This is a genomic window from Methylobacterium mesophilicum (genome assembly GCF_022179445.1).
Classification (GTDB): Bacteria; Pseudomonadota; Alphaproteobacteria; order Rhizobiales; family Beijerinckiaceae; genus Methylobacterium; species Methylobacterium mesophilicum.
Window position 1 is genome coordinate 114,541 of sequence record NZ_BPQU01000007.1, and the last position, 26,606, is coordinate 141,146.

25 protein-coding genes are annotated in these 26,606 nt (G+C 68.6%); 12 read left to right on the forward strand and 13 right to left on the reverse strand.

Annotation, left to right across the window (positions count from 1 at the left end):
- Nucleotides 1-2: 2 nt before the first annotated feature.
- From MFF40_RS10170 to MFF40_RS10180, 3 genes are all read right to left on the reverse strand, one after another.
- Nucleotides 3-662 carry an MgtC/SapB family protein gene (locus tag MFF40_RS10170; RefSeq protein WP_147897478.1) on the reverse strand — a complete coding sequence of 220 codons (660 nt, stop codon included), beginning with the start codon at nt 660-662 and terminating at the stop codon, nt 3-5.
- Nucleotides 663-886: 224 nt separating this feature from the next.
- Nucleotides 887-1,825: an EcsC family protein gene (locus MFF40_RS10175; RefSeq protein ID WP_238260299.1), complete on the reverse strand. Its 939-nt coding sequence runs from the start codon at nt 1,823-1,825 to the stop codon at nt 887-889.
- Between the two features lie 25 nt (nt 1,826-1,850).
- On the reverse strand, nt 1,851-3,233 hold the full coding sequence (locus MFF40_RS10180) for an AmpG family muropeptide MFS transporter (RefSeq protein WP_147856174.1): 1,383 nt from the start codon (nt 3,231-3,233) through the stop codon (nt 1,851-1,853).
- A 240-nt stretch (nt 3,234-3,473) separates the two neighbouring features.
- Between MFF40_RS10180 and MFF40_RS10185 the strand changes: the two genes are divergently transcribed.
- On the forward strand, nt 3,474-4,514 hold the full coding sequence (locus MFF40_RS10185) for a histidine kinase dimerization/phosphoacceptor domain -containing protein (protein WP_147856177.1): 1,041 nt from the start codon (nt 3,474-3,476) through the stop codon (nt 4,512-4,514).
- Nucleotides 4,515-4,668: 154 nt separating this feature from the next.
- Nucleotides 4,669-5,112 (forward strand): response regulator, encoded by a 444-nt coding sequence (locus MFF40_RS10190; RefSeq protein WP_147897480.1) that lies wholly within the window; start codon nt 4,669-4,671, stop codon nt 5,110-5,112.
- A 176-nt stretch (nt 5,113-5,288) separates the two neighbouring features.
- Here MFF40_RS10190 and mutS read toward each other — a convergent pair whose 3' ends face one another.
- The 4 genes from mutS to MFF40_RS10210 all read right to left on the reverse strand — a co-directional run bounded on the left by mutS (nt 5,289) and on the right by MFF40_RS10210 (nt 11,773).
- Nucleotides 5,289-8,003: a DNA mismatch repair protein MutS gene (gene mutS / locus MFF40_RS10195; RefSeq protein ID WP_147897481.1), complete on the reverse strand. Its 2,715-nt coding sequence runs from the start codon at nt 8,001-8,003 to the stop codon at nt 5,289-5,291.
- Nucleotides 8,004-8,152: 149 nt separating this feature from the next.
- Nucleotides 8,153-8,443: a hypothetical protein gene (locus tag MFF40_RS10200; RefSeq protein ID WP_147897482.1), complete on the reverse strand. Its 291-nt coding sequence runs from the start codon at nt 8,441-8,443 to the stop codon at nt 8,153-8,155.
- Nucleotides 8,444-8,776: 333 nt separating this feature from the next.
- Nucleotides 8,777-9,637, reverse strand: coding sequence for an alpha/beta fold hydrolase (locus MFF40_RS10205; protein ID WP_238260300.1), 861 nt, complete (start codon nt 9,635-9,637; stop codon nt 8,777-8,779).
- A gap of 402 nt (nt 9,638-10,039) precedes the next feature.
- The gene (locus MFF40_RS10210; RefSeq protein ID WP_147897485.1) at nt 10,040-11,773 is read right to left on the reverse strand and encodes a patatin-like phospholipase family protein; all 1,734 of its coding nucleotides are present in this window, start codon (nt 11,771-11,773) and stop codon (nt 10,040-10,042) included.
- Nucleotides 11,774-11,972: 199 nt separating this feature from the next.
- On the opposite strand from MFF40_RS10210, the gene MFF40_RS10215 reads away from it, so the two are divergent.
- The 4 genes from MFF40_RS10215 (at nt 11,973) to mmsB (ending at nt 17,079) form a co-directional block, all read left to right on the forward strand.
- Nucleotides 11,973-12,725, forward strand: a complete 753-nt coding sequence (locus MFF40_RS10215) for an SDR family oxidoreductase (protein ID WP_147897486.1) — start codon at nt 11,973-11,975, stop codon at nt 12,723-12,725.
- 420 nt (nt 12,726-13,145) lie between these two features.
- Entirely contained in the window at nt 13,146-14,219 is a 1,074-nt protein-coding gene (gene chvE / locus MFF40_RS10220; RefSeq protein WP_238260301.1) for a multiple monosaccharide ABC transporter substrate-binding protein, read from the forward strand.
- 98 nt (nt 14,220-14,317) lie between these two features.
- Nucleotides 14,318-15,853: a multiple monosaccharide ABC transporter ATP-binding protein gene (mmsA, locus tag MFF40_RS10225; protein WP_147897488.1), complete on the forward strand. Its 1,536-nt coding sequence runs from the start codon at nt 14,318-14,320 to the stop codon at nt 15,851-15,853.
- A 23-nt stretch (nt 15,854-15,876) separates the two neighbouring features.
- Complete coding sequence (mmsB, locus tag MFF40_RS10230) at nt 15,877-17,079, forward strand: multiple monosaccharide ABC transporter permease (RefSeq protein WP_378994306.1); 1,203 nt, start codon at nt 15,877-15,879, stop codon at nt 17,077-17,079.
- A 32-nt stretch (nt 17,080-17,111) separates the two neighbouring features.
- On the opposite strand, the gene MFF40_RS10235 is transcribed toward mmsB, so the two are convergent.
- Both MFF40_RS10235 and MFF40_RS10240 read right to left on the reverse strand, forming a co-directional pair.
- Complete coding sequence (locus MFF40_RS10235) at nt 17,112-17,459, reverse strand: hypothetical protein (protein ID WP_147897490.1); 348 nt, start codon at nt 17,457-17,459, stop codon at nt 17,112-17,114.
- A gap of 101 nt (nt 17,460-17,560) precedes the next feature.
- Nucleotides 17,561-18,532 (reverse strand): polyprenyl synthetase family protein, encoded by a 972-nt coding sequence (locus MFF40_RS10240; RefSeq protein ID WP_238260303.1) that lies wholly within the window; start codon nt 18,530-18,532, stop codon nt 17,561-17,563.
- Between the two features lie 132 nt (nt 18,533-18,664).
- Between MFF40_RS10240 and mtgA the strand changes: the two genes are divergently transcribed.
- Nucleotides 18,665-19,327: a monofunctional biosynthetic peptidoglycan transglycosylase gene (mtgA, locus tag MFF40_RS10245; RefSeq protein WP_147897491.1), complete on the forward strand. Its 663-nt coding sequence runs from the start codon at nt 18,665-18,667 to the stop codon at nt 19,325-19,327.
- Between the two features lie 5 nt (nt 19,328-19,332).
- Here the strand turns inward: mtgA and MFF40_RS10250 are convergent, their stop codons facing one another.
- Genes MFF40_RS10250 through vapB form a run of 3 tightly spaced genes read right to left on the reverse strand, consistent with a single transcriptional unit; the run spans nt 19,333 to nt 20,550 of the window.
- On the reverse strand, nt 19,333-19,887 hold the full coding sequence (locus MFF40_RS10250; RefSeq protein WP_147897492.1) for a hypothetical protein: 555 nt from the start codon (nt 19,885-19,887) through the stop codon (nt 19,333-19,335).
- Nucleotides 19,888-19,894: 7 nt separating this feature from the next.
- The gene (vapC, locus tag MFF40_RS10255) at nt 19,895-20,317 is read right to left on the reverse strand and encodes a type II toxin-antitoxin system tRNA(fMet)-specific endonuclease VapC (RefSeq protein ID WP_147897493.1); all 423 of its coding nucleotides are present in this window, start codon (nt 20,315-20,317) and stop codon (nt 19,895-19,897) included.
- Nucleotides 20,317-20,550 (reverse strand): type II toxin-antitoxin system VapB family antitoxin, encoded by a 234-nt coding sequence (gene vapB / locus MFF40_RS10260; RefSeq protein WP_147854048.1) that lies wholly within the window; start codon nt 20,548-20,550, stop codon nt 20,317-20,319. The genes vapC and vapB overlap by 1 nt, the downstream gene beginning before the upstream one ends.
- Before the next feature lie 162 nt (nt 20,551-20,712).
- On the opposite strand from vapB, the gene MFF40_RS10265 reads away from it, so the two are divergent.
- On the forward strand, nt 20,713-21,333 hold the full coding sequence (locus tag MFF40_RS10265; protein WP_147897494.1) for a hypothetical protein: 621 nt from the start codon (nt 20,713-20,715) through the stop codon (nt 21,331-21,333).
- A gap of 21 nt (nt 21,334-21,354) precedes the next feature.
- Here MFF40_RS10265 and MFF40_RS10270 read toward each other — a convergent pair whose 3' ends face one another.
- Nucleotides 21,355-22,593 (reverse strand): argininosuccinate synthase, encoded by a 1,239-nt coding sequence (locus MFF40_RS10270; RefSeq protein ID WP_147897495.1) that lies wholly within the window; start codon nt 22,591-22,593, stop codon nt 21,355-21,357.
- 202 nt (nt 22,594-22,795) lie between these two features.
- Here MFF40_RS10270 and MFF40_RS10275 point away from each other — a divergent pair, with 202 nt between their 5' ends.
- The 4 genes from MFF40_RS10275 to atpA all read left to right on the forward strand — a co-directional run bounded on the left by MFF40_RS10275 (nt 22,796) and on the right by atpA (nt 26,588).
- Nucleotides 22,796-23,422, forward strand: coding sequence for a 2-hydroxychromene-2-carboxylate isomerase (locus tag MFF40_RS10275; RefSeq protein ID WP_147897496.1), 627 nt, complete (start codon nt 22,796-22,798; stop codon nt 23,420-23,422).
- 93 nt (nt 23,423-23,515) lie between these two features.
- A complete protein-coding gene (locus MFF40_RS10280; RefSeq protein ID WP_147854044.1) occupies nt 23,516-24,208 on the forward strand; it encodes a DsbA family protein in 693 nt (230 codons plus the stop codon).
- Nucleotides 24,209-24,424: 216 nt separating this feature from the next.
- A complete protein-coding gene (locus tag MFF40_RS10285; protein WP_147854043.1) occupies nt 24,425-24,997 on the forward strand; it encodes a F0F1 ATP synthase subunit delta in 573 nt (190 codons plus the stop codon).
- A gap of 55 nt (nt 24,998-25,052) precedes the next feature.
- A complete protein-coding gene (atpA, locus tag MFF40_RS10290) occupies nt 25,053-26,588 on the forward strand; it encodes a F0F1 ATP synthase subunit alpha (protein WP_147854042.1) in 1,536 nt (511 codons plus the stop codon).
- The last annotated feature ends 18 nt before the right edge of the window (nt 26,589-26,606 follow it).

The window sequence follows — 26,606 nt, forward strand, 5'->3', positions numbered from 1 at the left end:
CGTCAGCCGTCGACGGTATCGACCGAGACCACGTCCGCCGTCGCGCGCAGTTTCGTGGCGATCGCCTCGAAGCTCGTGCGCGACAGCCGGACGAAGGTGACGGTGACTTCGTCGAGATTCAGGTCGGAGGCCGGGCGGGTGGTGAACTGGCGAACCCGCGAGGCGCGCTCGCCCGTGACCTCATGGAGCGTGTCGATCGACATCGTGCCCCTGCGGACGGTCATGCGCAGGGTCTGCGACCGCATCCGCTCGCGCCAGCGCTCCTCGAACGGCTTGATCCCGGCCAGGATGCCGACCACCAGGGCCGTCGTGGCCAGAGCCGGCACGTAGAGCCCGCTGCCCACCGCCAGGCCAATGGCGGCCACGCCCCACAGGCTCGCCGCCGTGGTGAGCCCCTTCACGACCTCGCCGCGCAGCAGGATCGTGCCTGCCCCGAGGAAGCCGATGCCGGACACCACCTGCGCGGCCATGCGCGAGGGATCGAGCACGATGTCCTTGGTGCCGAGCACGTCGCTGAAGCCGAAGGCCGAGACGATCATGATCAGGCAGGAGCCGACGCAGACCAGCATGTGCGTCCGCAGGCCCGCCGCCCAGAGCAGCCGCTCGCGCTCCAGCCCGATGACGCTGCCGGCGAGCGCCGCCAAAGCGAGCCGGGCCACCATCTCCGCGTTGCTGATCAGAATCGCCTCCGTCTACCCGCCTCGCGCGGAAAGTTTCTGGAGAATCTGGCAGGGCGGATCAAGGCGGGTCCCGGGGTTCGATCGAGGTTCGATCGCGCACCCTGTCTTTCCGGACTCCGCTTCGCGGCGCCCCGGAATGACGACGCGGTTCGTTACGACGACATCGATCCTGCCGACCGCAAGGTTATTTCGCGATCTTCTCGCACTCAGGCGACCCCGAGCGCCGCCTTCTCGACTTCGTAGGCCGCCCGCACGGCGGCCGCACCGTAGGCCCGCTCCAGCCGCCGGACCGTGAAATGCGCCCGGGCGGTCGACTGGAAGTGGCTCATGAAGGCGGTGTTCACCGCGGCGCCGCCGAAGGCGCCCAGCACGGGGACGGCCTGAGCCGCGACCTTCTGCGAGACCACGAGGCCGAACCGGGCCGCGATCTGCGCCGTGAACCGGATCAGGGCAGGAGCCGACTGGTCGAGCAGGGTCTTGCTTCCGGCGTAGCGGGCCGCCTCCGCCAGGGTCTTGGCCAGGGCCGCCCGGACCGCGAAGTAGCCGCTCTCGGTCAGTGCCGAGCCCGCCTGGGTCTCGGCCGCGGTGCGACCGCCCAACGCGAAGACCTGTACGCAGGCGAGCGCACCTTCCGGCGTTTCCAGGTCCTCGCCCTCGTCGCGGGCGATCTCGGCGATGGAGCGCAGCATCAAGGTGGTCGAGACCGGCAGCTCGACGGCCAGGGTCGCCAGCCCGAACGCGCCGCCCAACGCCCCGGACAGGGCCGCGAACGCCTTGTGCTTGGTGTCGCCCGAGCCGAGCAGACGGGTCAGCCGGCTGTCCGCCTTGGCGACGCCCGCTTCGATCTCGGTCCCGGCCGCGGGCACGACGTCCCTGCGCGGCAGCGTCGCCAGGGCGACTCGCAGGGCCCCACGCATCGCCGCCTCGGTGGAGCGGCCGACCGCCTCCGTCACCGGGGCGGGCAGCGAGCGGCCGATGATGTCGAGCGGAGCGCCGGCCGCCGAGGACAGGCGGGCGGCGAGGCTCGGCCGCTCCAGCACCGCCACGGCCCGGCGCAGGGCGGCGAGGTCCGCATCGCTCAAAGCGATTTCGGGGATCGGCGCCGGCATCGTCGCGTCGGCGCGAGTGAGGTCGCTCGTGCTCATCCGTAAATTCCTGGATCTGATCGCATCACGCGGTGCCGGAAGCCCGCGCCGTGGAAGGAAGGTCGGGCGCCGGGATGCGGTTCCCCGCCTCCTCGGCCGCCCGCGCCGCGGCTTCGTCCTGTCGCTGCCCACGCCGTCCGACCGCGAGGCAGAGGATCAGCACCGGGATCCCGACCAGGGAGGTCATCACGAAGAAAGCCGGATAGCCGATCGCCGCCACGACGAAGCCGGACGAGCCCGCGATCAGCTTGCCCGGCAGGGCGTAGAGTGAGGAGAACAGCGCGTACTGCGTCGCCGCGTAGGCCGGGCTGGTGAGGCTCGACATGTAGGCGATCAGCACGATGCCGGCGAAGGAGCCGCAGAAGTTCTCGATCGAGATCGCCACCGTCAGGCGCCAGATCTCGGGGGCGCCGGCCGACAGCCAGGCGAAGGACAGGTGCGAGGATGCAGCCAGGAAGGCGCCGAGCAGCAATGTCGGGAACAGGCCGAGCCGCGCCAGGGCCCAGCCGCCGGCGAAGCCGCCCGCGATGCCGACCCAGATGCCGTACAGCTTGGTGACGGTGGCGATCTCTTTCAGATCGAAGCCCAGCGTCCGGTAGAGGGGGCTCGCCATCACGCCCGACAGGAAGTCCGGCAGGCGGTAGAGCGCGACCAGCAGCAGGATGCCCCACAGCGCCCCGCCGAAGCGGCCGTGCAGCTCGGTCAGCGGCTCCAGCACGGCCCGGCGCATCGACCAGAACCGGGAATGCCCGGTGGCGTCGGCCTGCACCCGCGCGGGCGCGTCGAAGGCCGGTGCCAGCAGCGCCGCGATCATCCCGACCAGCATCAGGGCCGCCATGATCAGGTAGGCCAGCGTCCAGCCCCCGGAGGACGCGATGAACAGGGCCCCGGCGCCGGCCGCGATCAGCCCGAGCCGGTAGCCGAGGTTCGAGGTCGCCGCCAGGATGCCCTGGAAGTCGCTTCCGGCGGCGTCGATGCGCCAGCCGTCTACCACCACGTCCTGGCTCGCCGCGCAGAACGCCACCAGGAAGGCCCCGAAGCCGAGCAGCGCCAGGTTGGTCTTCGGGTCCGAGAAGGCCATCAGGATCAGGCACAGGGCGACAGCCGCCTGCGTGGTCACCATCCAGGCCCGCCGCCGGCCGAGCAGCTTGCTCAAGCCCGGCACGTTCAAACGGTCGATCGCCGGGGCCCACAGGAACTTCAGCGAGTACGGCAGCGCGACGTAGCTGAACAGGCCGATCGCCCGCACGTCGATATCCGAAAAGGCGAGCCGGAGCGTGAAGGTCCCGAGCACCAACAGGAGCGGGAGCCCGGAGGAAAACCCGAGCGCCAGCATCAGCAGGATTCGGCGATCCTCGACGATGTCGCGCAGGTGAAAGCGGCGCGCAGCCTGTGGCGGGTTGGCCATGGCATGGAACTCCTGAGCCTTAATGGCCTTGATCCCGCGAAATCGTGGCAGCCTTGCGCCGTTCGGGTCTTGGCTGAATCGGGGGGCCGTGCGCCTAAATCATGGTCGATGCCTGCTTAACGTGGTCTCCACGTCCTGCATGCGCGGGGCGTGATCGGTGCCGCCGCATCGCAGAGCCAGGTCGATCGAGTGTGGAATGATGCGTTGAGTGCCCGCCCCGAGCCCAGTCCGCCCCATGCGATGCTGGTCGATGCCTTTGCCCGTTCGCCATCCCCGATGGTGATCACGGACGCGCGCGCGCCGGACAACCCGATCTCCTGGGTCAACGACGCGTTCGTCGAACTGAGCGGTTTCGCCGTCCACGAACTCGTCGGACGCAATTGCCGCATGTTGCAGGGGCCGGGAACCGACAAGGCGGAGGTCGCCCGGATCCGCGCCGCCGTCGAAGCCGGCGATTCGATCAACTCCGAGCTGTTGAACTACCGTAAGGACGGCACGCCCTACTGGAGCGCGATGACGATCACGCCGGTCCACGACGCGGCCGGCCTCGCGTATTTCTACGCGGCGCAATCCGACATGACCCACACCCGCGAGCGCGAGTTCACCATGCGGGTGAACAACGACGAGTTGGAGCGCTTGGTCGCGGCCCGCACCCACGATCTGAGCGCCGCCCTGGAGCAGAAGACCGCCCTGCTCCACGAGGTCGATCACCGGGTGAAGAACAATCTTCAGGTGATCTCCTCGCTGATGCTGCTCAAGGCCCGGCGTACTCCGGAGGGGGAGGCCCGGGACGCACTCCAGGGCATGGCCGAGCGGATCGGTGCGCTCTCGACCGCGCACCGGATGCTCTACTCCGAGGGCGACTGCACCCACTTCAACCTCGGCGACTTCGCGGCCGAGTTCCTGTCCGACGTGAATGCCGGTCTCGATCACGGGACGCGACGGGTCGAGGCCGAGGTCGAGCCGATCTCGGTGGCGGCGGCCATGGCGGCACCGCTCGCCCTGCTCATCCATGAATTGACCGCGAACGCCCTGCGCCATGCCTTCCCGGATGCGCGCGAGGGCCGCGTCTCGATCACCGCCCGCCGCACCGAGGCCGGGATGCGCCTGACGATCCGCGACGACGGCGTCGGCATCGCGGCGGCGGCCCCGAACCCCGCCGGCTTCGGTCGCAATCTCGTGGAGATGGTGGTGCGCCAGCTGCGGGGCACCATCGCCTGGGCCGATGCCGGACCCGGCACCCATGTCGAGATCGATATCCCGCTCCTGGCGCCGGCTTGAGTCTTCGGCTCAAAGGCTTCAAGCTCAGCGCCCCTGAACACCATCCCGAAAGCCGGTGCCGGCTCTCGGACCACGTCGAGCCTCGATGAAGAACCTGGAGCCTTCCCGGATCTGCGATCCGCAAGTGGGCCCTGCAACGGGATGGGGACAGCGCATGAGGGGCGGGAACGCCGGCACGGACGCTGCGCTCCGCATCCTCGTGGTCGAGGACGAGGTGCTGATCGCCCTCGAACTCGAATGCCTGCTGGACGATCTCGGGCACGTCACCGTCGGCATCGCCGGGAGTTCGACCGAAGCCATCGCGCTGGGGCGCTCGGCCACCCCGGACGTCGCCTTCGTGGATATCCACCTGGTCGACGGCCCCACCGGCGTCGAGGTTGCCCGGGCGCTCTCGGCGGATCCGCGGATCACTGTGGTGTTCATGACCGCCAATGCGAAGCGCATCCCGGACGACTTCGCGGGCGCCATCGGGGTGATCGCCAAGCCCTATTCGGAGCGTGTCGTCGCCAGCATCTTGGACTGGGTCGCCGACCGCAGGGCCGGCCGCGCGCCGGAGCATGGCGCGCCGGACGGCTTTCATTTCGCGCCGGCGCCGTAATTTTTTGGAGACCCCATTCTCCCGTCAAACGCCCTCATCGTGAGGTGCCGGAGCGAAGCGGAGGCCTCGAAGGTATCTTCCTGGGATCGCGCGGGCGGCTGGAGGGCTCCTCGTGGCTGCTGCGCAGCACCTCACGATGCGGAGGGGGGTGGTGGGAGACGCCGGTTACACCGCGATCACCGCTTCTCCGCCCGCTCGCGTTTGAGCCGATAGAGCGCGTCCAGCGCCTCCCGGGGCGTCAGCGCGTCCGGATCGATGGTGTCGAGCAGCGTGCCGATCGGATCCTCGGCCGGCGGCTCAGGCGGCGGTGGCGGGGCGAGCGCCGCGAACAGGGGCAGGTCGTCGATCTTGGCCCGGGCCGGACGCCCGCGCTCGGCCTTCTCCAGGCTCTTCAGGATCGCCCCGGCCCGGGTGACCACGCTGGCCGGCAGCCCGGCGAGCCGCGCCACCTGGAGGCCGTAGCTGCGCTCGGCGATGCCGGGCACCACCTCGTGCAGGAAGACCACGCCGTCGCGGTGCTCGGCCACCTTCAGGGTCGCGTTGTCGAGCCGTGCCAGCCGGTCGCCGAGCGCGGTCAGCTCGTGGAAATGCGTGGCGAACAACGCCCGGCAGGCATTGGCCTCGTGGAGATGCTCCAGGCAGGCCCAGGCGATCGACAGCCCGTCGAAGGTCGCGGTGCCGCGGCCGATCTCGTCCAGGATCACCAGGGAGCGCCGGCTCGCCTGATTGAGGATCGCGGCGGTCTCGACCATCTCGACCATGAAGGTCGATTGCCCGCGCGCCAGGTCGTCTGCGGCGCCCACCCGCGAGAACAGGCGGTCGACCCGCCCGATCCGCGCCGACGCCGCCGGGACGAACGCGCCCATCTGAGCCAGGACGGCGATCAGGGCGTTCTGGCGCAGGAAGGTCGACTTTCCGCCCATGTTCGGGCCGGTGATCAGACGGATCCGGCCGCGCGTCTCGCCCGACAGGTCGCAATCGTTGGCGATGAACGGTTCGCCCGCCCGACGCAGGGCGGCCTCAACCACCGGGTGACGACCGCCGACAATCGCGAAGGCCAGGGAATCGTCCACCTCGGGCCGCCGCCAGTCCAGCTCGACCGCGAGTTCCGCGTTGCTGGCCGCGACGTCGAGAGACGCCAGAGCTTCGGCGACGCGCGCAGTCTGCGAAGAGAGTTCGACGATACGGCCGGCCAATTCTTCGAAGATCGCGGATTCGAGCGCCAGCGCGCGGTCCGAAGCGCCGGAGATCCTACGCTCCAGGTCGCCCAGTTCGACGCTCGTGAAGCGCATGGCATCGACCATGGTCTGGCGATGCACGAACTCCCGCTGAAGGCCCTTGAGGCAGGCCTCCCCCACCGATTGCGGAACCTCGATGAAATAACCGAGCAGGTTGTTGTGCTTGATCCGCAGCGTCCGGCAACCGGTCTCCTCGGCGTAGCGGGCCTGGAGTGCCGCCACGACCTTGCGCGAGTCCTGGCCGAGCAGCCGGGCCTCGTCCACCTCCGCGGAAAACCCCGCCCTGACGAAGCCACCGTCCCGCCGGGACAGGGGCAGCTCGTCGGCCAACGCGGCCTGCAGCGACGTCGTCAGGGCCGGATCGGCCGCCGCCAGGGCCTCGGCGATCTCGGCGAGTTCCGTTGTGGCCGCGGCGGCCTGCGTCAACACCGCCCCGAGCCCGGCGGCGGCCGTCAGCCCGTCCCGGATCGCGGCGAGATCGCGGGGGCCGCTGCGCCCCAACCCGACCCGGGAGAGCGCCCGCGCCAGATCGGGGGCCCGGGCCAGCGTCTCGCGGATCGCCTTCCGGAGGCCGTGGTCCTCGGCAAGATACGCGACGGTCTCGTGCCGGCGCGCGATCCGCTCGAGGTCGGTGAGCGGCCCAGCCAGGCGCTCGGCCAGCAGGCGGGCGCCGTTGGCGGTGACGGTCCGATCGATCGTGTCGAGCAGGCTGCCGGTACGCTCGCCCGAGAGCGTTCGGGTCAGCTCCAGGTTGGCGCGGGTGGCGGCGTCGATGGCGAGCGTCGACCCGGCCTCCTCGCGGCTCGGCACCGAGAGGGGCGCCCGGGCGGCGAGTTGCGTGCGGGCGATGTACAGGAGACCGGTCCCGGCGGCCTGGATCTCGGCCCGGGTGAAGCTGCCGAAGCCGTCCAGGGTCGAGACGCCATATTGCTCGCGCACCCGTCGCTCGGCCGCGGCGGGCTCCAGTTCCGCCTGGGCCAGGGGGACGATCGCGGCCCGGCTCTCCTGCCAGATCCGCGCCAGCGCCTGATCCGCGTAGATCGCCTCCGACAGGACGATCTCCCGGGGATCGTGCCGGGCGATGGCGCCAGCGAGATCGCCACCCGAGACCTCGCTCAGGGAGAAGCGGCCGGTGGAGATGTCGATGGCGGCGAGGCCGTACGCCGTGGCCCCCTCCCCAGTCTTGCGTCGGCCGATCGCCAGCAGGAGGTTGGCGCTGGCCGGATCGAGCAGGCGATCCTCCGTGATCGTGCCCGGCGTGACGAGGCGGACCACCTCGCGGCGCACCACCGATTTCGGGCCGCGCCGCTTGGCTTCGGCGGGATCTTCGGTCTGCTCGCAGACCGCGACCCGGTTGCCCAGCGCGATCAGGCGGCTGAGGTAGTCGTCGGCGCGGTCGACCGGCACGCCGCACATCGGGATCTCGGCGCCACCGTGCCGGCCTCGCTTGGTCAGCACGATCCCGAGGGCCCGCGAGGCGATTTCGGCGTCGCCGAAGAACAGCTCGTAGAAATCCCCCATCCGGTAGAACAGGAGGCAGTCGGGGTTGGCCGCCTTGATCTCGATGTACTGCGCCATCATCGGCGTAGCGCCGGCCGGATCGAGGCTGGCGGCAGGCGGCGTGTCGGGGAGGCGGACGGCGGTACGAGCCATGGCGCCTCTTAGCAGAGTGCGTCTGCCGAATCAGGCCGTCCCGGGCGATGCGCCTGGGGAGAAGCCATCATCGCCGTGGATGCCGTCGCGCGGAACAAAAAACCCGGCGCTTCACGCGCCGGGCGGTGGTTCGGGTTGCGTGGACTAACTCAGTAGCGCGGGCCGTTCGTGGTGCTGCCCAGGTTCTGCTGATAGCCGCGCAGGGCCGGGTTCTTCGCGTTCGGATTACCGTGGCGCATCGTGTTCATGCGGCGCATCCGGCGATGGTGGCGCGTGGTGTGATGACGGTGCATCCGGTGATGATGCATCGCGACGGTGTCGATCATGTCATGCCCGGCCAAGCCCGATTGCGGCATCGCGGGGGCGGCCTGCACGGCCGCCGTCCCCGCGACCAGGCCGCCGAGGACCAAGCTGGCAGTCAGCAGTGAACGAAAAGACATTTGTAAAATACTCCATCCGACTTCAAGAAGGCACTGCACAATGTTTCGCGCCTCGGGAGGTTCCCGAGACTCATTCATAAAAAGTTGTGTGCAAACCAGGAACAGATCGGATTAACCCGACATCCAGTCCGTGTCGGGGAGAGTGTCGACTTTAAGAGATGATGAAATTACGCAGCTACAACTTCTAAGACGGAAGCATCGCTCAACCGAAGGGGTCGTGCACCGAGATTAGGCGTGGCAGGCACGATACCGCATCGGACGCATGGTTACCTGGCGAGTTGCCGTCAGCACACGGTCGTACCGGACAACGAGCGGGTTCGCCCCGGCGACCGTTCAAGCGAGAAACTGGTGCAACGCGGTGTTGACGGCCGCGGGCTCTTCGTGGGCGAGCCAGTGCGTGGCATTCGGGAACCACGCGATCCGCCCGTCCTCGCAGAGATCCAGGCTCGCCTCCGCGAGGCCGGATTGCAGGGCGGTGTCCTGTTTTCCCCAAAGGATCAGGGTCGGCACGCGGACCCGCGGCGGCGCCGTCCGCGGCAACTGCGCCAGGGCACGGTACCAGTTCAGCATGGCGGTCATCGCGCCCGGTTGCAGCCAGGCCTCGACATAGCGATCGAGGTCCGAAGGCGCGAAGGCCCCGGGCCGGCTCGTGCGGGTCAGCGCCTGCCGCAAGGCACGGCACCGATCCGCCGTCAGCAGCCGCTCGGGCAGCACGGGGATCTGGAACAGGCCGACATAGGAACTGCGCAGCCACTGACCCGGGTGGCGGCGGATGTACGACCCGACGATGCCCGGATGCGGCGCGTTGATGATCGCGAGCCGGTCGATCCGGTCGGGATACTGGCTTGCGACCCACCAGGCGACCAGCCCGCCCCAATCGTGGCCGACGAGGCGGATCGTCCGGAAGCCGCAGGCGTCGGCCAGGGCGATCGCGTCACCGGCCAGCCGATCGAGGTGGTAGGCGGCGATGCCGTGCGGCTTGTCGCTCAGGCCGTAGCCGCGCTGATCGGGCACAACGAGCCGCAACCCGGCCTCTGAGAGCGCTCCGATCTGATGGCGCCAGCCGTACCAGAACTCGGGGAACCCGTGCAGGAGGATGGTCGGCGGACCCCCCTGCGGGCCGGCCTCGGCCACGTGCAGAGTTACCTCCGGCAGGTCGATCCTGCGCAACGCAACGCCCACCACCTCGCTCATACGATCCCGTGCTCCGTCATGTCCGACGGCTCACGCGGCGTGTTGGCCGCGCATCCGTCCCGTCAGAAGCCTAGGGCGGAACAGGCGCCCGCCTCGGTCGCCAACTGATCCCTGAGCCGATCCGGAGATGTCCGCGTCCAGAGACAGAGCAGGACGAAGGCGGCACCGTGCAGCAAGGATCCCGAGGCGGGGACATAGGGCGAGCCGTCGCCATCCCGTAGGCTTGGCGCGCGCTCGGTATCGGCCCGATTGCGGGGTGTTGCAGAATGGGTGGTCATCGTCTTCAAGCCCAGAGCGTCTTCGTCTCAGGGAAGATCGTCGGCGGAGGCGTCTGGTTACCCCCTGCCCGTCGCCACGGTGCGCTGGCACACGCGCGACCGCTCTGCCCGATCCGGCGAACAATCAGCGCATCGGATCGAGCCACTGCGCCAGGTGTCCGGCCTCGATGTTCGCGCGGGTGTCCCGGTAACCGAGTTCGGCGGATTCCCGGAAGCTCGACCATGCGCGCAGGTCGATGCCGGCGAGCGGCGGCCTGAGCAGGGCCGTGGCATGGGCCGCCGCCATCATGGTCTGCGCGTCGCTCGATACGGTGGCCGCCCGCAGCAGGAGCGGCGCCAGGCTCGGCATCGCCGCCGGCGAGCCGATCAGCCGGCGCAGGAGCCGGCCGCGCCAGCCCCGGATGGGCATGTCCTGGAACGCGCGGTCGCTGCCGACATCGACGGCCAGGACCGGGCCGCGCTCCAGTTCGGCGGCGACGTCCGCGGGCACGTTGTTCATCATGCCCCCGTCGACCAGCACGCCCGCGTCGCACAGCACCGGGGGCAGCAGCCCCGGGATCGCGATGCTCGCCCGCAGCGCCTTGGGCAGGTCGCCGGCGCGGTGGATCATCGCCCGCCCGGTCGTCAGGTTCGACGACACGCAGAAGAACGGCAGCCACAGGTCCTCGATCCGCGCGCCGCCGTAGCGCTCGGCGAGACCCGCATCGACCTTGGCGCCCCGGGTCAGGGCGTGGATGGGCAGCGTGTAATCGTTGATCAGACTGCGGCCGGCGAACGAGGCCTCGGTCTGCGCCTCGATCTCGGCGAGGCTCCACCCCATGGCGAGGCTGGCGGCGATGATCGCCCCCATGCTGGTCCCGCCCACGAAGTCCGGCAGGCAGCCGGCTTCCTCCAAGGCCCGGAGCACGCCGAGATGGGCGAAGGCGCGCGCGCCGCCGCCGCCGAGCACCAGTCCCCGCCCGACCCCGCTGGCCAGCCGCGCCAGCCGCCGGATATCGTGGTTCCGGCCGGGGCGGACCTGCACCCGCATCGCGACCGGCAGGCCGGCGACGTCCGGGTGCAAGGCCTTCGGGCGCGATGCCTCGGGATCCTGGCGCACCACCAGGTCCATGCGGATCCAGTCCGACCGCACCCGTTCCAGATAGGCGGTCACGCCAGGGCGCGGCGGCGCGCCGGGCTGGGCGAGCAACAGAACATGGTCGCCGAGGCGCTGGCTCAGCCGCGACCACGCGTCGCCGATGTCCCGTGCGACGAAGACCGTCCGCGCATGCCGGGCCTCGAAGGCGTGGACCCATGCCTCGTCGGCCCCATCCGGCAACCGGCTCAGGCAAGCGGTCTCCCCCGGCAGGATCGCATCGAGGGCGGCGGCGAAGTCGTGGGCGAGCGGTTCCGGATCCGGGCCGTCCGTCACCGCCAGCACCACGAAGGTGCGCGGCGCGTGATGCACCGAATGGCCCTCGTAGAGCGTGCGCAGGCGCTCGGCGAGCATGCGGGCGAAGTAGAGGAGCGTGTGCGGATGCTCCGTGATCACGGTCTCGAAGGCGGCGCGGGTCAGGCACAGGAACTGCGAATCTCGCAGCGCCATCACGGTGGCCGCACGCGGCGCCTCGGACAGGAGCGCCATCTCGCCGAAGGTCTCGGGCGGGCGCAGCCGGGCGATCCGGGTGAAGATCCCGTGGCGGTCGCGGGTCGAGACGCCGACCGCGCCGGAAACCAGGGTATAGAGTGCGTCGCCGGCATCGCCCTGCCCGAACAGGGTCCGGCCGGCCGGCACCGCCATCGAGACCATGCGGGCCCGGACGGCCGAGACCGCCGCCGCGTCGAGGCCGGCCAGGAACGGGATCTCGGGTGCGCTCATCCCTGCTCCGTCGCGGCTGCGTTCGCACCCGCTTCCCGATAAGCCCGCATCCCGCCGCTCCCAATCCCGCGTCCCGCCACGATCCACCATAGCGTGTTGCCGGTCGCTACGGTCCCCATGCAACTGAAACGGATCGCCCTTCGCGCCGCCGCGGCGGTCCGGTACAGCCAGGGCAACGTCATGGAACAGGGAGGCGGCGATGTCGGTGGCTGGTCGGATCGCGATCGTGACCGGAGCGGGGACGGGGGTCGGCAAGGCTTCGGCCCTGGCGCTCGCCGGATCCGGGTGGACCGTCGTGCTCTCCGGGCGGCGGCAGGCGCCGCTCGACGAAGTCGCGGCGCAGATCGAGCCCGGCCGCGCCCTCGTGGTGCCCACCGATGTGACCGACCCGGATTCGATCGCCAACCTGTTCGCGCAGACCAAGGACCGGTTCGGCCGTCTCGACCTGCTGTTCAACAATGCCGGGATCGGTGCGCCGGCGGTGCCGCTGGAGGATCTGCCGCTCGAGACCTGGCGCCAGGTGATCGACACCAACCTCACGGCGTTGTTCCTGTGCACCCAGCACGCTTTCCGGATCATGCGCGACCAGGATCCCCGGGGCGGCCGGATCATCAACAACGGCTCGATCTCGGCCCATGCCCCGCGGCCGAACTCGATCGCTTACACGGCGACGAAGCACGCCGTCACCGGCCTGACCAAGGCGACCTCGCTGGACGGGCGCGCCCACGACATCGCCTGCGGCCAGATCGATATCGGCAACGCCGACACCCCGATGGGCGGCAAGATGAAGGCCGGCGTCGCGCAGGCCGACGGCTCCACGCGGCCTGAGGCGGTGATGGACCCTGACCATGTCGGCGACGCGGTGCTGATGATGGCGAACCTCCCCCTGGAGGCGAACGTCCAGTTCATGACCGTGATGGCGACCAAGATGCCGTTCGTCGGCCGCGGCTGAAGTCCCGGGCCGGCGCCCGACGGCCCGGCCCGACCCGCACGGCACAACCGCCTCCGACAGCATCCACGCTTTTTCCGTGTGCTCGGCGCGGCGGCGATTGACGCCCGGATTTATAACTCATACAAATCGCTCAACAAAAACGGCCGGGGTGCGAACTCGGCCGCGCACGGGGCGAGGGCCCTCGTAAGCCGTGCGCTGCAATCGTCAGCTCTATCGCCGGACGATCGAGCCGGCAGTACCGGCGTGGAAGACTAACGATCGTCCCGCAGCTCCGGGATCGGGTCGCCAAGGACGTTCTTGCGTAGAACCGGCCGTATCGCGCCGGTCTGTCGATGACGTCCACCAATCAAGAAAAGCATTCGCACACTGCGACGGGTGCCGATTCGGCGCGCGGGACGACGATACGACCGGGGGGACTTGATGATCACCAAGCAGTCATTCTTGAGGCTTGCGCTCGCCGCCACGCTGCTGGCCGGCGTCGCCGTGCCGGAGGCGCTCGCCGCCAGCGGCGACCTGATCGGCGTCGCCATGCCGACCAAGTCGTCCCAGCGCTGGATCGACGACGGCAACAACATCGTGAAGCAGCTGTCCGCCAAGGGCTACAAGCCGGACCTGCAATACGCCGACGACGACATCCCGAATCAGCTCGCCCAGATCGAGAACATGCTCACCAAGGGGGCGAAGGTCCTGGTGGTCGCATCCATCGACGGGACGACGCTCAGCGATGTGCTGTCGAAGGCCAAGGAGGCCGGCGTCAAGGTCATCGCCTACGACCGCTTGATCAAGGGAACCCCGAACGTCGACTTCTACGCCACCTTCGACAACTTCCAGGTGGGCGTGCAGCAGGCCAACTCGATCGTCGACGCGCTCGGGCTCAAGGACGGCAAGGGGCCGTTCAACATCGAGCTGTTCGGCGGCTCGCCGGACGACAACAACGCCTACTTCTTCTACGACGGCGCCCTGTCGGTGCTGAAGCCGTATCTCGACGCGAAGAAGCTGGTCGTGCGCTCCGGCCAGGCTGGAATGGACAAGGTCTCGACCCTGCGCTGGGACCCGGCCACCGCGCAGGCGCGCATGGATAACCTGCTCTCGGCCTATTACGGCAGCGCCAAGCTCGACGCGGTCCTGTCGCCCTACGACGGCATCTCGATCGGCATCATCTCGTCGCTCAAGGGCGTCGGCTACGGCTCCGGCAGCCTGAAGATGCCGGTGGTCAGCGGCCAGGATGCCGAGCTGCAATCGGTCAAGTCCATCATCGCCGGCGAGCAATACTCGACCGTGTTCAAGGATACGCGCGACCTGGCCAAGGTGACGGTGGCGATGATCGACGACATCGAGAACGGCCGGCAGCCGGAGGTGAACGACACCAAGACCTACAACAACGGCAAGAAGATCGTCCCGTCCTTCCTGCTGAAACCGGTCGTCGTCACCAAGGACAACTGGAAGCCGGCCCTGGTGGACACGGGCTACTACACGCTCGACCAGCTGAAGTAACCGCGACGGGGCCCCGTTCCGGTCCCGATCGATCCTGGCCGATGCCGGCACCCCGGCATCGGCTGCCGATATCTGAACGACGAGCCGGAATTGGTCGCATGCAGCCCGTCCTCGAAATGCGAGGGATTACGAAGACATTTCCCGGCGTCAAGGCGCTCTCCGACGTCAACCTGACGATCCGGCCCGCCGAAATTCATGCCCTGGTCGGGGAGAACGGTGCCGGCAAGTCGACGCTCATGAAGGTCCTGAGCGGCGTCTACCCGCACGGAACCTACGAGGGCGAGATCCATTACGAGGGCCGCCTCAGCGCGTTTCGGGACATCTCGGACAGCGAGCGCGTCGGGATCGTCATCATCCATCAGGAACTCGCGCTGGTTCCGTTCCTGTCGATCGCCGAGAACATCTTCCTCGGCAACGAGCCGGCCCGGTTCGGAATCATCGACCGGGACCGGATGTTCACCCGGGCGGTCGAGCTCCTGAGGACGGTGGGGCTGGAGGAGAACCCCGATACGCTGGTCACCCATCTCGGGGTCGGCAAGCAGCAGCTGGTGGAGATCGCCAAGGCGCTCTCGAAGAAGGTCAAGCTGCTCATCCTCGACGAGCCGACCGCGAGCCTGAGCGAGAAGGACAGCGACGCGCTCCTGCGCCTGCTCGTCAGCTTCCGGGAGCAGGGCATCGCGTCGATCCTGATCTCCCACAAGCTCAACGAGATCTCCAAGGTCGCCGACCGGATCACCGTTCTGCGCGACGGTACCACGGTCGAGACGCTGGATTGTCGCGACGGCACCGTCGACGAGGACCGGATCATCCGGGGCATGGTCGGCCGCGAGATGGCGAACCGGTATCCGGCCCGCGAGCCGCGGCTCGGCGACGTGATGCTGGAGGTGCGCGACTGGACGGTGCACCACGCCGTCCACGCCGACCGGGCCGTGGTGCGCAACGTCAACCTCACCGTCCGCAAGGGCGAGATCGTCGGGATCGCCGGGCTGATGGGCTCGGGCCGCACCGAACTCGCCATGAGCCTGTTCGGCCGCGCCTACGGCCAGGGCATCTCGGGCCGCGTCCGGATCGAGGGCCGGGACGTCGACGTCTCGACCATCGGCAAGGCGATCGCGGCGGGCATCGCCTACGTCACCGAGGACCGCAAGCAGCTCGGCCTCGTGCTCGACGAGACCATCACCAAGAACACGACGCTGGCGAACCTGCCGGGCGTGTCCACGGCCTCGGTGATCGACGAGGACAGGGAACGCGGCGTCGCCACCGATTACCGCACCAAGATGCGGATCCGCTCCTTCGGGGTCGCGCAGCAGACCGTGAACCTGTCCGGCGGCAACCAGCAGAAGGTCGTGCTGAGCAAGTGGCTGTTCACGCACCCCAAGGTGCTGATCCTGGACGAGCCGACACGGGGCATCGACGTTGGCGCCAAGTACGAAATCTACGCGATCATCAACGAGTTGGCCGAGGGCGGCCGGGGCGTCCTGATGATCTCGTCGGAGATGCCGGAACTGCTCGGCATGTGCGACCGCATCTACGTGATGAACGAGGGGCGCTTCGTGGGCGAGTTCCAGCGCTCGGAGGCGAGCCAGGAGGCGATCATGCGCGCGATCATGCGCTCGAAGGAACTGAACGGATGACCGAGACCTCTGCGGCCAAGACGATGCCCCCCGGTCCCGATTCCGTCCCGGACGCCAAGCCCGCTCCCGACGCGCGCGCCAAGCGCGGCTTCCTGGGAACCTCGCAGTTCCGGGATTACGGGCTGGTGATCGCCCTGCTGCTGATCACGCTGTTCTTCGAGTACACGACGAACGGCGTGCTGTTCCAGCCGCTCAACCTGACCAACCTGATCCTGCAGAACAGCTACGTCGTCGTGATGGCGCTGGGCATGCTGCTGGTCATCGTGGCCGGCCATATCGACCTGTCGATCGGCTCGATCGTCGGCTTCGTCGGCGCCCTGGCGGCCCTGCTCATGGTCCATTACGGCATCGACCCCTTCACCGCGACCATCGTGTGCCTCGCGGTCGGCGCCGCCATCGGCGGCCTCCAGGGCGCGTTCGTGGCGTATTTCGGGATCCCGAGCTTCATCGTCACCCTCGCCGGCATGCTGGTGTTCCGCGGTCTGACGCTCGCACTGTTGCAGGGCGCCTCGATCGGGCCGTTCCCGGAGGTGTTCCAGCTCCTCGCCAAGGGTTTCCTGGTCAACTTCGCCGGGCCCTGGACCGCCATGCTGATGGGGCTCGTGCTCGCGCTCCTCCTGCTCGGCATGAACTGGCAGCGCCGCGCCGTGCAGGTCCGCCACGGCAGCCAGCCCGACAGCCTCGCCTCGTTCATCGCCCGCAACGGCATCGTCACCGCGGTGATCCTGGCCTTCGCGTACCAGATGAGTTCGTATCGCGGCCTGCCGAACGTGTTGCTCGTCATGTTCGTGCTGGTGATGATCTACCGCTTCGTCACCACCCGCACGACGATCGGGCGGCGAATCTATGCGTTGGGCGGGAACATCAAGGCCGCGCGCCTGTCGGGCATCAAGACCGAGCGGCTCACCTTCCTGACCTTCGCCAACATGGGCGCGCTGGCCGGGCTCGCCGGCATGATCTTCGCCGCGCGCCTCAACACCGCGACTCCGAAGGCCGGCGTCGGGTTCGAACTCGACGTGATCGCGGCCTGCTTCATCGGCGGCGCGTCGGCGGCCGGCGGCATCGGCAAGGTCTCGGGGGTCGTCATCGGGGCGTTCATTATCGGCGTGATGAACAACGGCATGTCGATCCTCGGGATCGGCATCGACTACCAGCAGGTCATCAAGGGTATCGTGCTGCTCGCAGCGGTCTGCCTCGACGTCTACAACAAGAAGAACCGGGCCTGACGCCAGTAGACGGCCGGTCCGTCGCCGCCGATCTACGAGATCGGTTTGGGCTGCCGGTCGTCTCTGCGCTGCCGCTGGCTCCCCAACTCTGGGAGCTCGGAGGCGGGCTGCACGATCTTCGTCATGAGCAGCCGATGCGGCTGCGGACCCGGTAGAAGCGGAATCGGCCGAGCCTCGGGCGCCGGCGGTGGCGGGACAGGTGCCCGATGCTTCGGCGTCTTCGGTGCCGGCATCGCCGAGAAGCCGACACACAGCACCAGGCACGACAGGCCGGTCATGACGTCCTCCACGGACGGATCCGGCTGGGTCATCATGTAACCGAGCCCGCCGAGCCCCGAACCGGCGGCCAGGATGCGGGATAAGGACGGATAGGCGGGCATGCCCGACACTTGGGGCTGCACCCTTGCGGGCCGGTCAAACCGATCCGCTCAATTGACGCAAATCCGGCCCTGCCCTGGGCCTATGTCCTGCGCCGATCCGCTCAGGTCTTGCGCGCGACCGTGAAGCGGGCGGCGTCCCGCAGGGTCCGGGCGCCCTCGCCCCAGAGCGCCACGGCATCCTCGCAGACGCCGACCAGGCGGTCGCACTCCGCCCGGGCGCCGTCGAGGCCCAGCCGATCCACCAGGGTCGCCTTGCCGGCATCCTTGTCCTTGCCGGTCGCCTTGCCCATCGCCTCGGGTGAGGCTTCCCGGTCGAGGATGTCGTCGGCGATCTGGAAGGCCTGGCCCAGAGCCAGACCGTAGCGCAGGAGCGCCGACCGTTGTGCTTCGTCGGCTCCACCGACGATCGCGCCGGCTTCCACCGAGAAGGCCAGGATCGCGCCGGTCTTCATCGCCTGCATCCGCAGGGTGTCGTCCACGTCCATGTTGGCGGCGCCGAAGCGCCCTTCGGCGGTGAGGTCGAGGAGCTGGCCGCCGACCATCCCGCCGAGGCCGGAGGCGCGGGCGAGCCCGAGCACGAGGTCGGCGCGGATCCGCGCATCCGGCTGCCAGGTCGGGTCGGCGACGATCTCGAAGGCGAGCGTCTGCAGCGCGTCGCCCACCAGGATGGCGGTCGCCTCGTCGTAGGCCTTGTGCACCGTCGGCTTGCCGCGGCGCATGTCGTCGTCGTCCATGGCCGGAAGGTCGTCGTGCACGAGGCTGTAGCAATGCACCAGCTCGACCCCGGCGCCGGCCGCGAGGGCCGCGGCCTCCGAACCGCCGAGCATCCGGGCGGTCTCGATGGCGAGGAACGGGCGCAGGCGCTTGCCGCCGCCCAGCACCGCGTGGCGCATCGCCTCCATCAGGCGCGGCGGCCGGGCGATCTCGCCGGAGCCGACCTCGGGGCCGAGGCGCTCGACCAGGAAGGTCTCGACCGTCTCGGCGACCTGCGTCAGCCTGTGGGAAAACCCGGCGGCGGGAGTGGCCGTCTTGACCGAACCGGTCTGAGCCTGCGTTGAGGGTATCGAGGTCATCGGGCGCTGCGTCCGGTCTTGGCCTGGCGAAATCAATCGGGCGTCGCTTTGCGCGGAGATGAAATCAAGATCAACCGACCCGGACCCAGGCGGATCGCGGCGGAACGCGCTCGCCCAAGGCGGTCCCGCCGTGTGCGCCGGATCGTGGGAGCGCTCCTGCTGCTCCCCGCCGTCGGATTCATCTCCACGCTCACGCTGGCGCTCGTCTATAGCGCGGTGACGCCGCCGTCGACTCTGATGCTCGGACGCTGGTTGACGCTACAGCCCGTCAGCCGGGACGCGGTATCGCTCGCTGCGATCGCGCCGGCGCTGCCGCAGGCGGTGATCGCCTCGGAGGACCAGCGTTTCTGCCTCGATTACGGTGTCGATTTCGGCGCGATCCGCGAGGTCGTGGAGGACGAGGATTCGCCGAGCCGGGGCGCCTCGACCATCGCCATGCAGACGGTGAAGAACGTCTTCCTGTGGCCGGGCCGGTCCTACATCCGCAAGGCGTTCGAGATCCCACTCGCGCTGGCGCTGGACGCCCTCTGGGGCAAACGGCGGATGATGGAGATCTATCTCAACATCGCCGAATGGGGCGACGGCATCTACGGCGCCCAGGCGGCGAGCCGCCACTGGTTCGGCAAGGACGCGAGCCGGCTGAGCCGGGGCGAAGCGGCCCTCCTGGCCGCCGTGCTGCCGAACCCGATCACCCGCAGCGCCGGCCGCCCCTCCCCCGGCGTGCGCCGGCGCGCCGCGCAGATCCAAGCCATGATGGGCCAGATCGAAGGGCTTACGGGCTGCCTGCGGCGATAATTTTTTTACGATCCGGTGCTCGCTGGCTGCTCGCTGGCGCTCTTGATCGACGCGAGGGTACGGCGGCGCACGAGACCGCTGACCGGGCGGATCAGGAGCCAGTAGGGCGTGAATTTCAGCCGCGCCGCGCGGCTCGCGCAGGACACCCGCGTCTCGGTGACGAGCCGGGTCCGGCCTTCGGGATCGCACCGCGCCGTGAAGGCCAAGGCGAGCTTGGCGACGTGGGCTGCATCGAACGCGAGGAACGCCGCACCGTCGGCGATGGGCTCCAGGCCGAAATCCGGGCGCCAGAACCGGCCGATCAAGCCGTAGACGATCTCGCTCTCGCTCCGGGCGAGCAGCGTGAAGTCGTGGAATCCGAACGGCGCCCGCTGAGCCTCCGGCTCGCCGAAGAGGCGCATCGGCAGCTCCCGTAGGCCGATCATGAGCCGAAAGAACCGGTCCGAGTCCGGCCGATAGGCGACGACGCTGTCGAGGATCGCGGCGGGTTCGGCAGCCACCAGGCAGGCATGCGTCTCGCTGAACTGGTAGGTCGGCTGGTATCGGTCGAGGAGGCGCATGGCGGGGTTAGGCGGCCGGTCCAATCGGCGCCGTCAGCCAATTTTCCGACCTTACCCCGGGCATGCGGCTGAACTCCCGCATGTTGTTGGTCACAACGATCAGTCCCTCACTGCGAGCGTGAGCGCCGATCTGCATGTCGTGGATACCGCACGGTGTTCCGGCCCGCTCAAGTTCGGCGCGAACCTGCCCATAATGGGCCGCTGCCTTATCGGTGAAGAGCAGCACTTCCAGCCGCGCTACGAAGCGAGTGATATTCGTTAGATTCTCGGCGCGGCGCACCGATTTTTCCGCCCCATAATGCAATTCGCCCAACGTAATGCTAGAAATGCAAAGCTGCTCCGCGAGCGCATTGAATTTTTCACGGATTGCGGCCGGATGCCTCTTTATGACGTAGATGCAGATGTTTGTATCAAGCATGTACGTCAACATCAGAACAACTCGCGCGTCTCTGCTGCTGGCTGCACGCGTTCGTTCATGAAATCTTCGCTCGCGCACGGCTCATTCAAAAAAAAATCGTCCCATCTCTGCCCCTGTGGAACGATCACACGGCTGCGGCCGATCTTCAAGACGTCGACCTGATGCACGTCGGCGGGGAAAGCGACCGCCTTGGGCAGCCGCACCGCTTGGCTACGATTGCTGGAAAACACCGTGGAACTGGCCATGCGCAACCTCCTGGAGATATCTCAATCGAAATATGGGATATCCAGCTGGGATATACGTATGACCAATCACGTGGAGGCACAAGGCCGTTCCGGACGGTAGCAGCCTCCGAATCGGCTCTGTAAGAGGGGCGCCAGAACCACGACATCCGGGATCGACTGACCATGAACGACGCCGTCTACGACCTCACCCTCGAGCGCATCGCCTTGATCCGCCGGATGGTGGTCGCCTGGAACGGCGCCGAGCCCGGGGCGCCGATGATCCACCCGGAGGCGCCCTACGGCAGCCACGACCGGGACGGCGACATCGCCAACGTCACGGGGGACGACGACGGCGCCGAGGAGGAGCACCGGGCGCTGGAGGACGGGATCGCCGTGTTCTCGCAGAACGCCAAGCTTAAGCCCGGTCGCTACCAGTACCACAACCCGCTCGCCAAGCTGGATTGCGCGGCGATCACCGACGTGTTCCGGGATGCCGCCACCGGCGAGACGCCGGAGCACATCACGTTCGCGGTGACGGACGCGCATCTCGCGCTGATCCCGCAGCTCAACCACGTCTGGGACGCAGGGCACGGCGTGCCGCGCATCGACCTGGACCGGCCCTATGGCGGGACCGGGCCGTACACGCTGGCCATGGGGCGGCATATCGGCGGCGCCACCGACGAGCACAGCCTGGCCCGGCTCCACCGCGAGATGCAGCCGGCCTTCCAGATCTTCCTGCGCTACGCCGATCTCGGGCCCGGCCTGTTCCGCCGGAACGCAGCCTCGGTCTGGGAACCCGCCTGAGCGCGGGCCCCCGGGGGACGCTCAGGCGTCCCGCTTCTTGCGCTGCGCCAGGGTGCGCAGCCGCAGGGCGTTGAGCTTGATGAAGCCCGCCGCGTCGCGGTGATCGTAGGCGACGGCGCCCTCCTCGAAGGTCACGAGGTCCTGGTCGTAGAGCGAGTGCGGGCTCTCGCGGCCGATCACGTGGACGCCGCCCTTGTAGAGCTTCAGCCGCACCGTCCCAGTGACCTTCTCCTGGCTCTTGTCGATCAGCGCCTGGATCATCTCGCGCTCGGGCGAGAACCAGAAGCCGTTGTAGATCAGCTCCGCGTATTGCGGCATCAGCTGGTCCTTGAGGTGGGCCGCGCCGCGGTCCAACGTGATCGATTCGATCGCCCGGTGGGCCGGCAGCAGGATCGTGCCGCCCGGCGTCTCGTACATGCCGCGGCTCTTCATGCCGACGAAGCGGTTCTCCACGAGGTCGAGCCGGCCGATGCCGTTGTCGTGGCCGAGCTGGTTGAGCTTGGCCAGCAGGCTCGCGGGCGACAGGGCTTCGCCGTCGATCGAAACTGCGTCGCCCTTCTCGAACCCGATGGTGACGATGGTGGGGGTGTCCGGCGCCTGCTCCGGGGAGATCGTCCGGGAGAAGACGTAGTCGGGCACCTCGACGGCCGGATCCTCCAGCACCTTGCCCTCGGAGGAGGCGTGCAGCAGGTTGGCGTCCACCGAGAACGGGCTCTCGCCGCGCTTGTCCTTGGCGATCGGGATCTGGTGCTGCTCGGCGAAGGCGATCAGTTGCTCGCGGGAGCGCAGGTCCCATTCGCGCCAGGGGGCGATCACGGTGACATCGGGCTTCAGCGCGTAGTAGCCGAGTTCGAACCGGACCTGGTCGTTGCCCTTGCCGGTGGCACCGTGGCAGACCGCGTCGGCTCCGAGCCGCTCGGCGATCTCGATCTGCTTCTTGGCGATCAGCGGCCGCGCGATCGAGGTGCCGAGCAGATACACGCCTTCGTAGACCGCGTTGGCCCGGAACATCGGGAACACGTAATCCCGCACGAACTCCTCGCGCAGGTCCTCGATGAAGATGTTCTCGGGTTTGATGCCGAGCAGCTCCGCCTTGCGGCGGGCCGGCTCCAGTTCCTCTCCCTGGCCGAGATCGGCCGTGAAGGTGATGACTTCGCAGCCGTAGGTGGTCTGCAGCCACTTCAGGATGATGGACGTGTCGAGGCCGCCGGAATAGGCCAGCACCACCTTCTTCACGGGGCTCTTCGCGGGATCGGACATGCTGGTTCCGGAACTGGTGCAGGGTGTCGGCGGCTTATCGCGGGCATCATCGGCCTGCAACCGGCGTGCCGCCTCGCGCGTAGCCTGTTCCGGACGATCGACAGCGTTTCGCCTCATGACGGCCTTGCGGCCGTGTGAGGCACGGCGCGGCGCGGGCATTGCCTGATCCCCGCCGCACGAGAGCATCGGAGAAGCGAAATCTATGGCGCGCCAGCCAACCTTGGAGTTCTGGTACGAATTCGCCTCCTCGTATTCCTATCTGGCGGCGATGCGGATCGAGGCGGCCGCCGCCGATGCGGGCGTGACCGTGCGCTGGCGACCGTTCCTGGTCGGGCCGCTCTTCGCGGCGCAGGGCTGGACGACCTCGCCGTTCAACCTCTACCCGGCCAAGGGCAAGAACATGTGGCGGGACGTGGAGCGCGAGGCCGCCCGACTCGGCTTGCCGCCGCTCACCCGGCCGGCCCAGTTTCCGCAGAACAGCCTTAGCGCGGTGCGGGCGGCGGTCTACGGGCACGACCAGGATTGGCTTGTGCCGTTCTCGAAGGCGGTCTTCACCGCGAGCTTCGCCGAAGGACGCTCCATCGCCGAGCCGTCCGCCGTGGTCGAGATCCTTGATTCGCTCGGTCTCGACGGCACACAGACGGTGCGCGCTGCCGCCGGCGAGGCCAACAAGACCCGGCTCCGGGTCAGCGTCGAGGAGGCGCGGTCTCGCGGCATCTACGGCGCCCCGACCTTCCTGGCCGACGACGGCGAGCTGTTCTGGGGCAACGACCGGCTGGAGCAGGCCCTGGCCTGGGCGGTCGGCGACCGCCCGGCCGGGATCCGGTAGGGTGGCGTTCACCAACCGGCATCATCTGTCGGCGCAAGTTCCTGTTCCGGCCCCACTCCGGCCGAACGATCCCCTCTGTCCCGGACGGATTCCATGGCGCTGTCCCGTCGTCACCTCATCGCCGCCGCGGCCGGCGCGTCCCTGGGCGCCGGGCTCGGGCGTGCGGCCGCGCAATCCTACGGCCAGCGCGTCGCGGTGACGGGCGATGATGGCCGGCCGGTCGCGAACTCGATCCTGCCTGGTGAGATCACCGGGCAGATCCCGGGCCTGCGCGGGGTCACCTATGCGGGACCGCGCGAGGCGCAGACCACGCTGTACGAGTTCTTCGACTTCAACTGCCCGTACTGCCGCAAGGCCGCGGCCGATGTGATGGCGCTGCACGAATCGGATCCGGACCTGCGCATCGGCCTCGTCAACAACCCGATCCTGTCGCCGCAATCCGCACAGGCCGCCAAGGTGATGCTGGCGGTTCAGCGCAAGCTCGGCGCTGCGGCCGCCTGGGGATTCTACCGGACGCTGCTGAGCAAGCCCGGCCGCATCGACGGGCCCGGCGCCCTCACGGCCGCGGCCGCGCTCGGCATCGCGCAGGCGGACATCGAGGAAATCGCCGACAGCGAGGAGGTCCGGCTGGCGCTCAAGAGCCAGATGCGGATGGCGGCCGATCTCGGCCTCTACGCGACGCCCTCGTACGTCCTGGGCAACAGCGGCATCCTCGGTCACCCCGGCGCCAACGCCATGGCGAAGATGATCGCCAGCACCCGGCGGTGCGATCGCCTCGCCTGCTGAGGCCGGCTGCGTCACACTTCCGCCGCCGTGGCGCGCAGAGCCGCGCCGGTCCGTGTTGCGTGCGGCCATGCTGGCATGCTAGGCGGTCGCCGCGCCACAAGGGCTGGTTCTCGACCCTTCCCTCCGCTGGCGCGATCCCACGTCCCGAACGGTATCCGCACCGTGCTCCCGGCCGGAGCGCGCGGATCGGGCGGGCAACAGAGAAGAGAGCGACGGGTGGCGCAGAACGGTTCCGAGGCTGGTCCCCTGGTCGCAGGCGTGGCGGGCCGGTACGCTTCCGCCCTCTTCGAGCTCGCGCGTGACGAGCGCCAGGTCGACGCAGTCGCCGAAGCACTCAATCAATTCGATGCCCTGCTGAAGGAGAGCGCGGACCTGCGCCGCCTCGTCCGCAGCCCGGCCTTCACCCCCAGCGAGCAGGTCGCCGCCATCGGGGCCGTCCTCGATCGCGCCGGGATCGGCGGACTGGCCGGCAACTTCATCCGGCTTGCGGCCTCGAACCGGCGCCTCTTCGCCCTGCCGGGCATGATCCGCGCCTTCCGGTCGCTGGTCCAGGACTCGAAGGGCGTCGTGCGCGCCGAGGTGCGGGTGGCCGAACGGCCGTCCGACGCGCTGATCGAGGAAATCAAGGCGTCCCTTCGCGACATCGCCAAGTCCGATGTGGACGTCGATCTGGTCATCGATCCGAGCCTGATCGGCGGCCTCGTCGTCCGGATGGGCTCGCGCATGATCGACGCGTCCCTGAAGACCAAGCTCAACGGTATCCGCCTCGCGATGCGGGCCGCGCGGTAAGCGCGCCCTCATCCGATCCGAACATGCACTGACGATTTAGCGACAGAGGCCGAGTATGGACATCCGCGCCGCCGAGATCTCCGCGATCCTGAAGGACCAGATCAAGAACTTCGGCGAAGAGGCCGAGGTTTCCGAGGTTGGGCAGGTCCTGTCCGTCGGTGACGGCATCGCCCGTGCCTACGGTCTCGACAACGTCCAGGCCGGTGAAATGGTCGAGTTCGAGTCGGGTGTGCGCGGCATGGCGCTCAACCTCGAGCAGGACAACGTCGGCATCGTGATCTTCGGCTCCGACCGTGAGATCAAGGAAGGCCAGACCGTCAAGCGCACCGGCGCCATCGTGGACGTGCCGGTCGGCAAGGGCCTGCTCGGCCGCGTGGTTGACGGCCTCGGCAACCCGATCGACGGCAAGGGCCCGATCGAGTCGACCGAACGGCGCCGCGTCGACGTGAAGGCGCCGGGCATCATCCCGCGCAAGTCGGTGCACGAGCCGATGGCCACGGGCCTGAAGGCGATCGACGCCCTCATCCCGGTGGGCCGCGGCCAGCGCGAGCTGATCATCGGCGATCGCCAGACCGGCAAGACCGCCATCGCCCTCGACACCATCCTGAACCAGAAGCCCGGCCACGCCGCCGGCGGTGACGAGAAGGCCAAGCTCTTCTGCATCTACGTCGCCATCGGGCAGAAGCGCTCGACGGTCGCCCAGTTCGTGAAGGTGCTCGAGGACCAGGGCGCCCTGGAATACTCGATCGTCATCGCCGCCACCGCCTCGGACGCCGCGCCGATGCAGTTCATCGCGCCGTTCGCCGGCTGCGCCATGGGCGAGTATTTCCGCGACAACGGCATGCACGCCGTGATCGTGTATGACGATCTGTCCAAGCAGGCCGTGGCCTACCGGCAGATGTCGCTGCTGCTGCGCCGTCCGCCGGGCCGCGAGGCGTATCCGGGCGACGTGTTCTACCTCCACAGCCGCCTGCTCGAGCGCGCCGCCAAGATGGGCGACGCCGCCGGCAACGGCTCGCTGACCGCGCTGCCGGTCATCGAGACCCAGGCCAACGACGTCTCGGCCTACATCCCGACCAACGTGATCTCGATCACCGACGGCCAGATCTTCCTCGAGACCGACCTGTTCTACCAGGGCATCCGCCCGGCGGTGAACGTCGGCCTCTCGGTGTCGCGGGTGGGCTCCTCGGCCCAGACCAAGGCGATGAAGAAGGTCGCCGGCAAGATCAAGGGCGAGCTGGCGCAGTACCGCGAGATGGCGGCCTTCGCGCAGTTCGGCTCCGACCTCGACGCCTCGACCCAGCAGCTCCTGAACCGCGGCTCGCGGCTCACCGAGCTCCTGAAGCAGCCGCAGTTCTCGCCGCTGAAGATGGAAGAGCAGGTCGCTGTGATCTACGCCGGCGTGAACGGCTACCTGGACAAGCTGCCGGTGAACAAGATCCGCGCCTTCGAGGACAGCCTGCTCAGCACGCTGCGCACGAAGCACCAGGATCTGCTCGGCGCCATCGCCACCTCGAAGGACCTGTCGGACGAGAGCGCCGGCAAGCTGAAGAGCGTGGTCGAGGGCGTGGCGAAGTCGATCGGCGCCTGATCCGACACGAACCTTGCG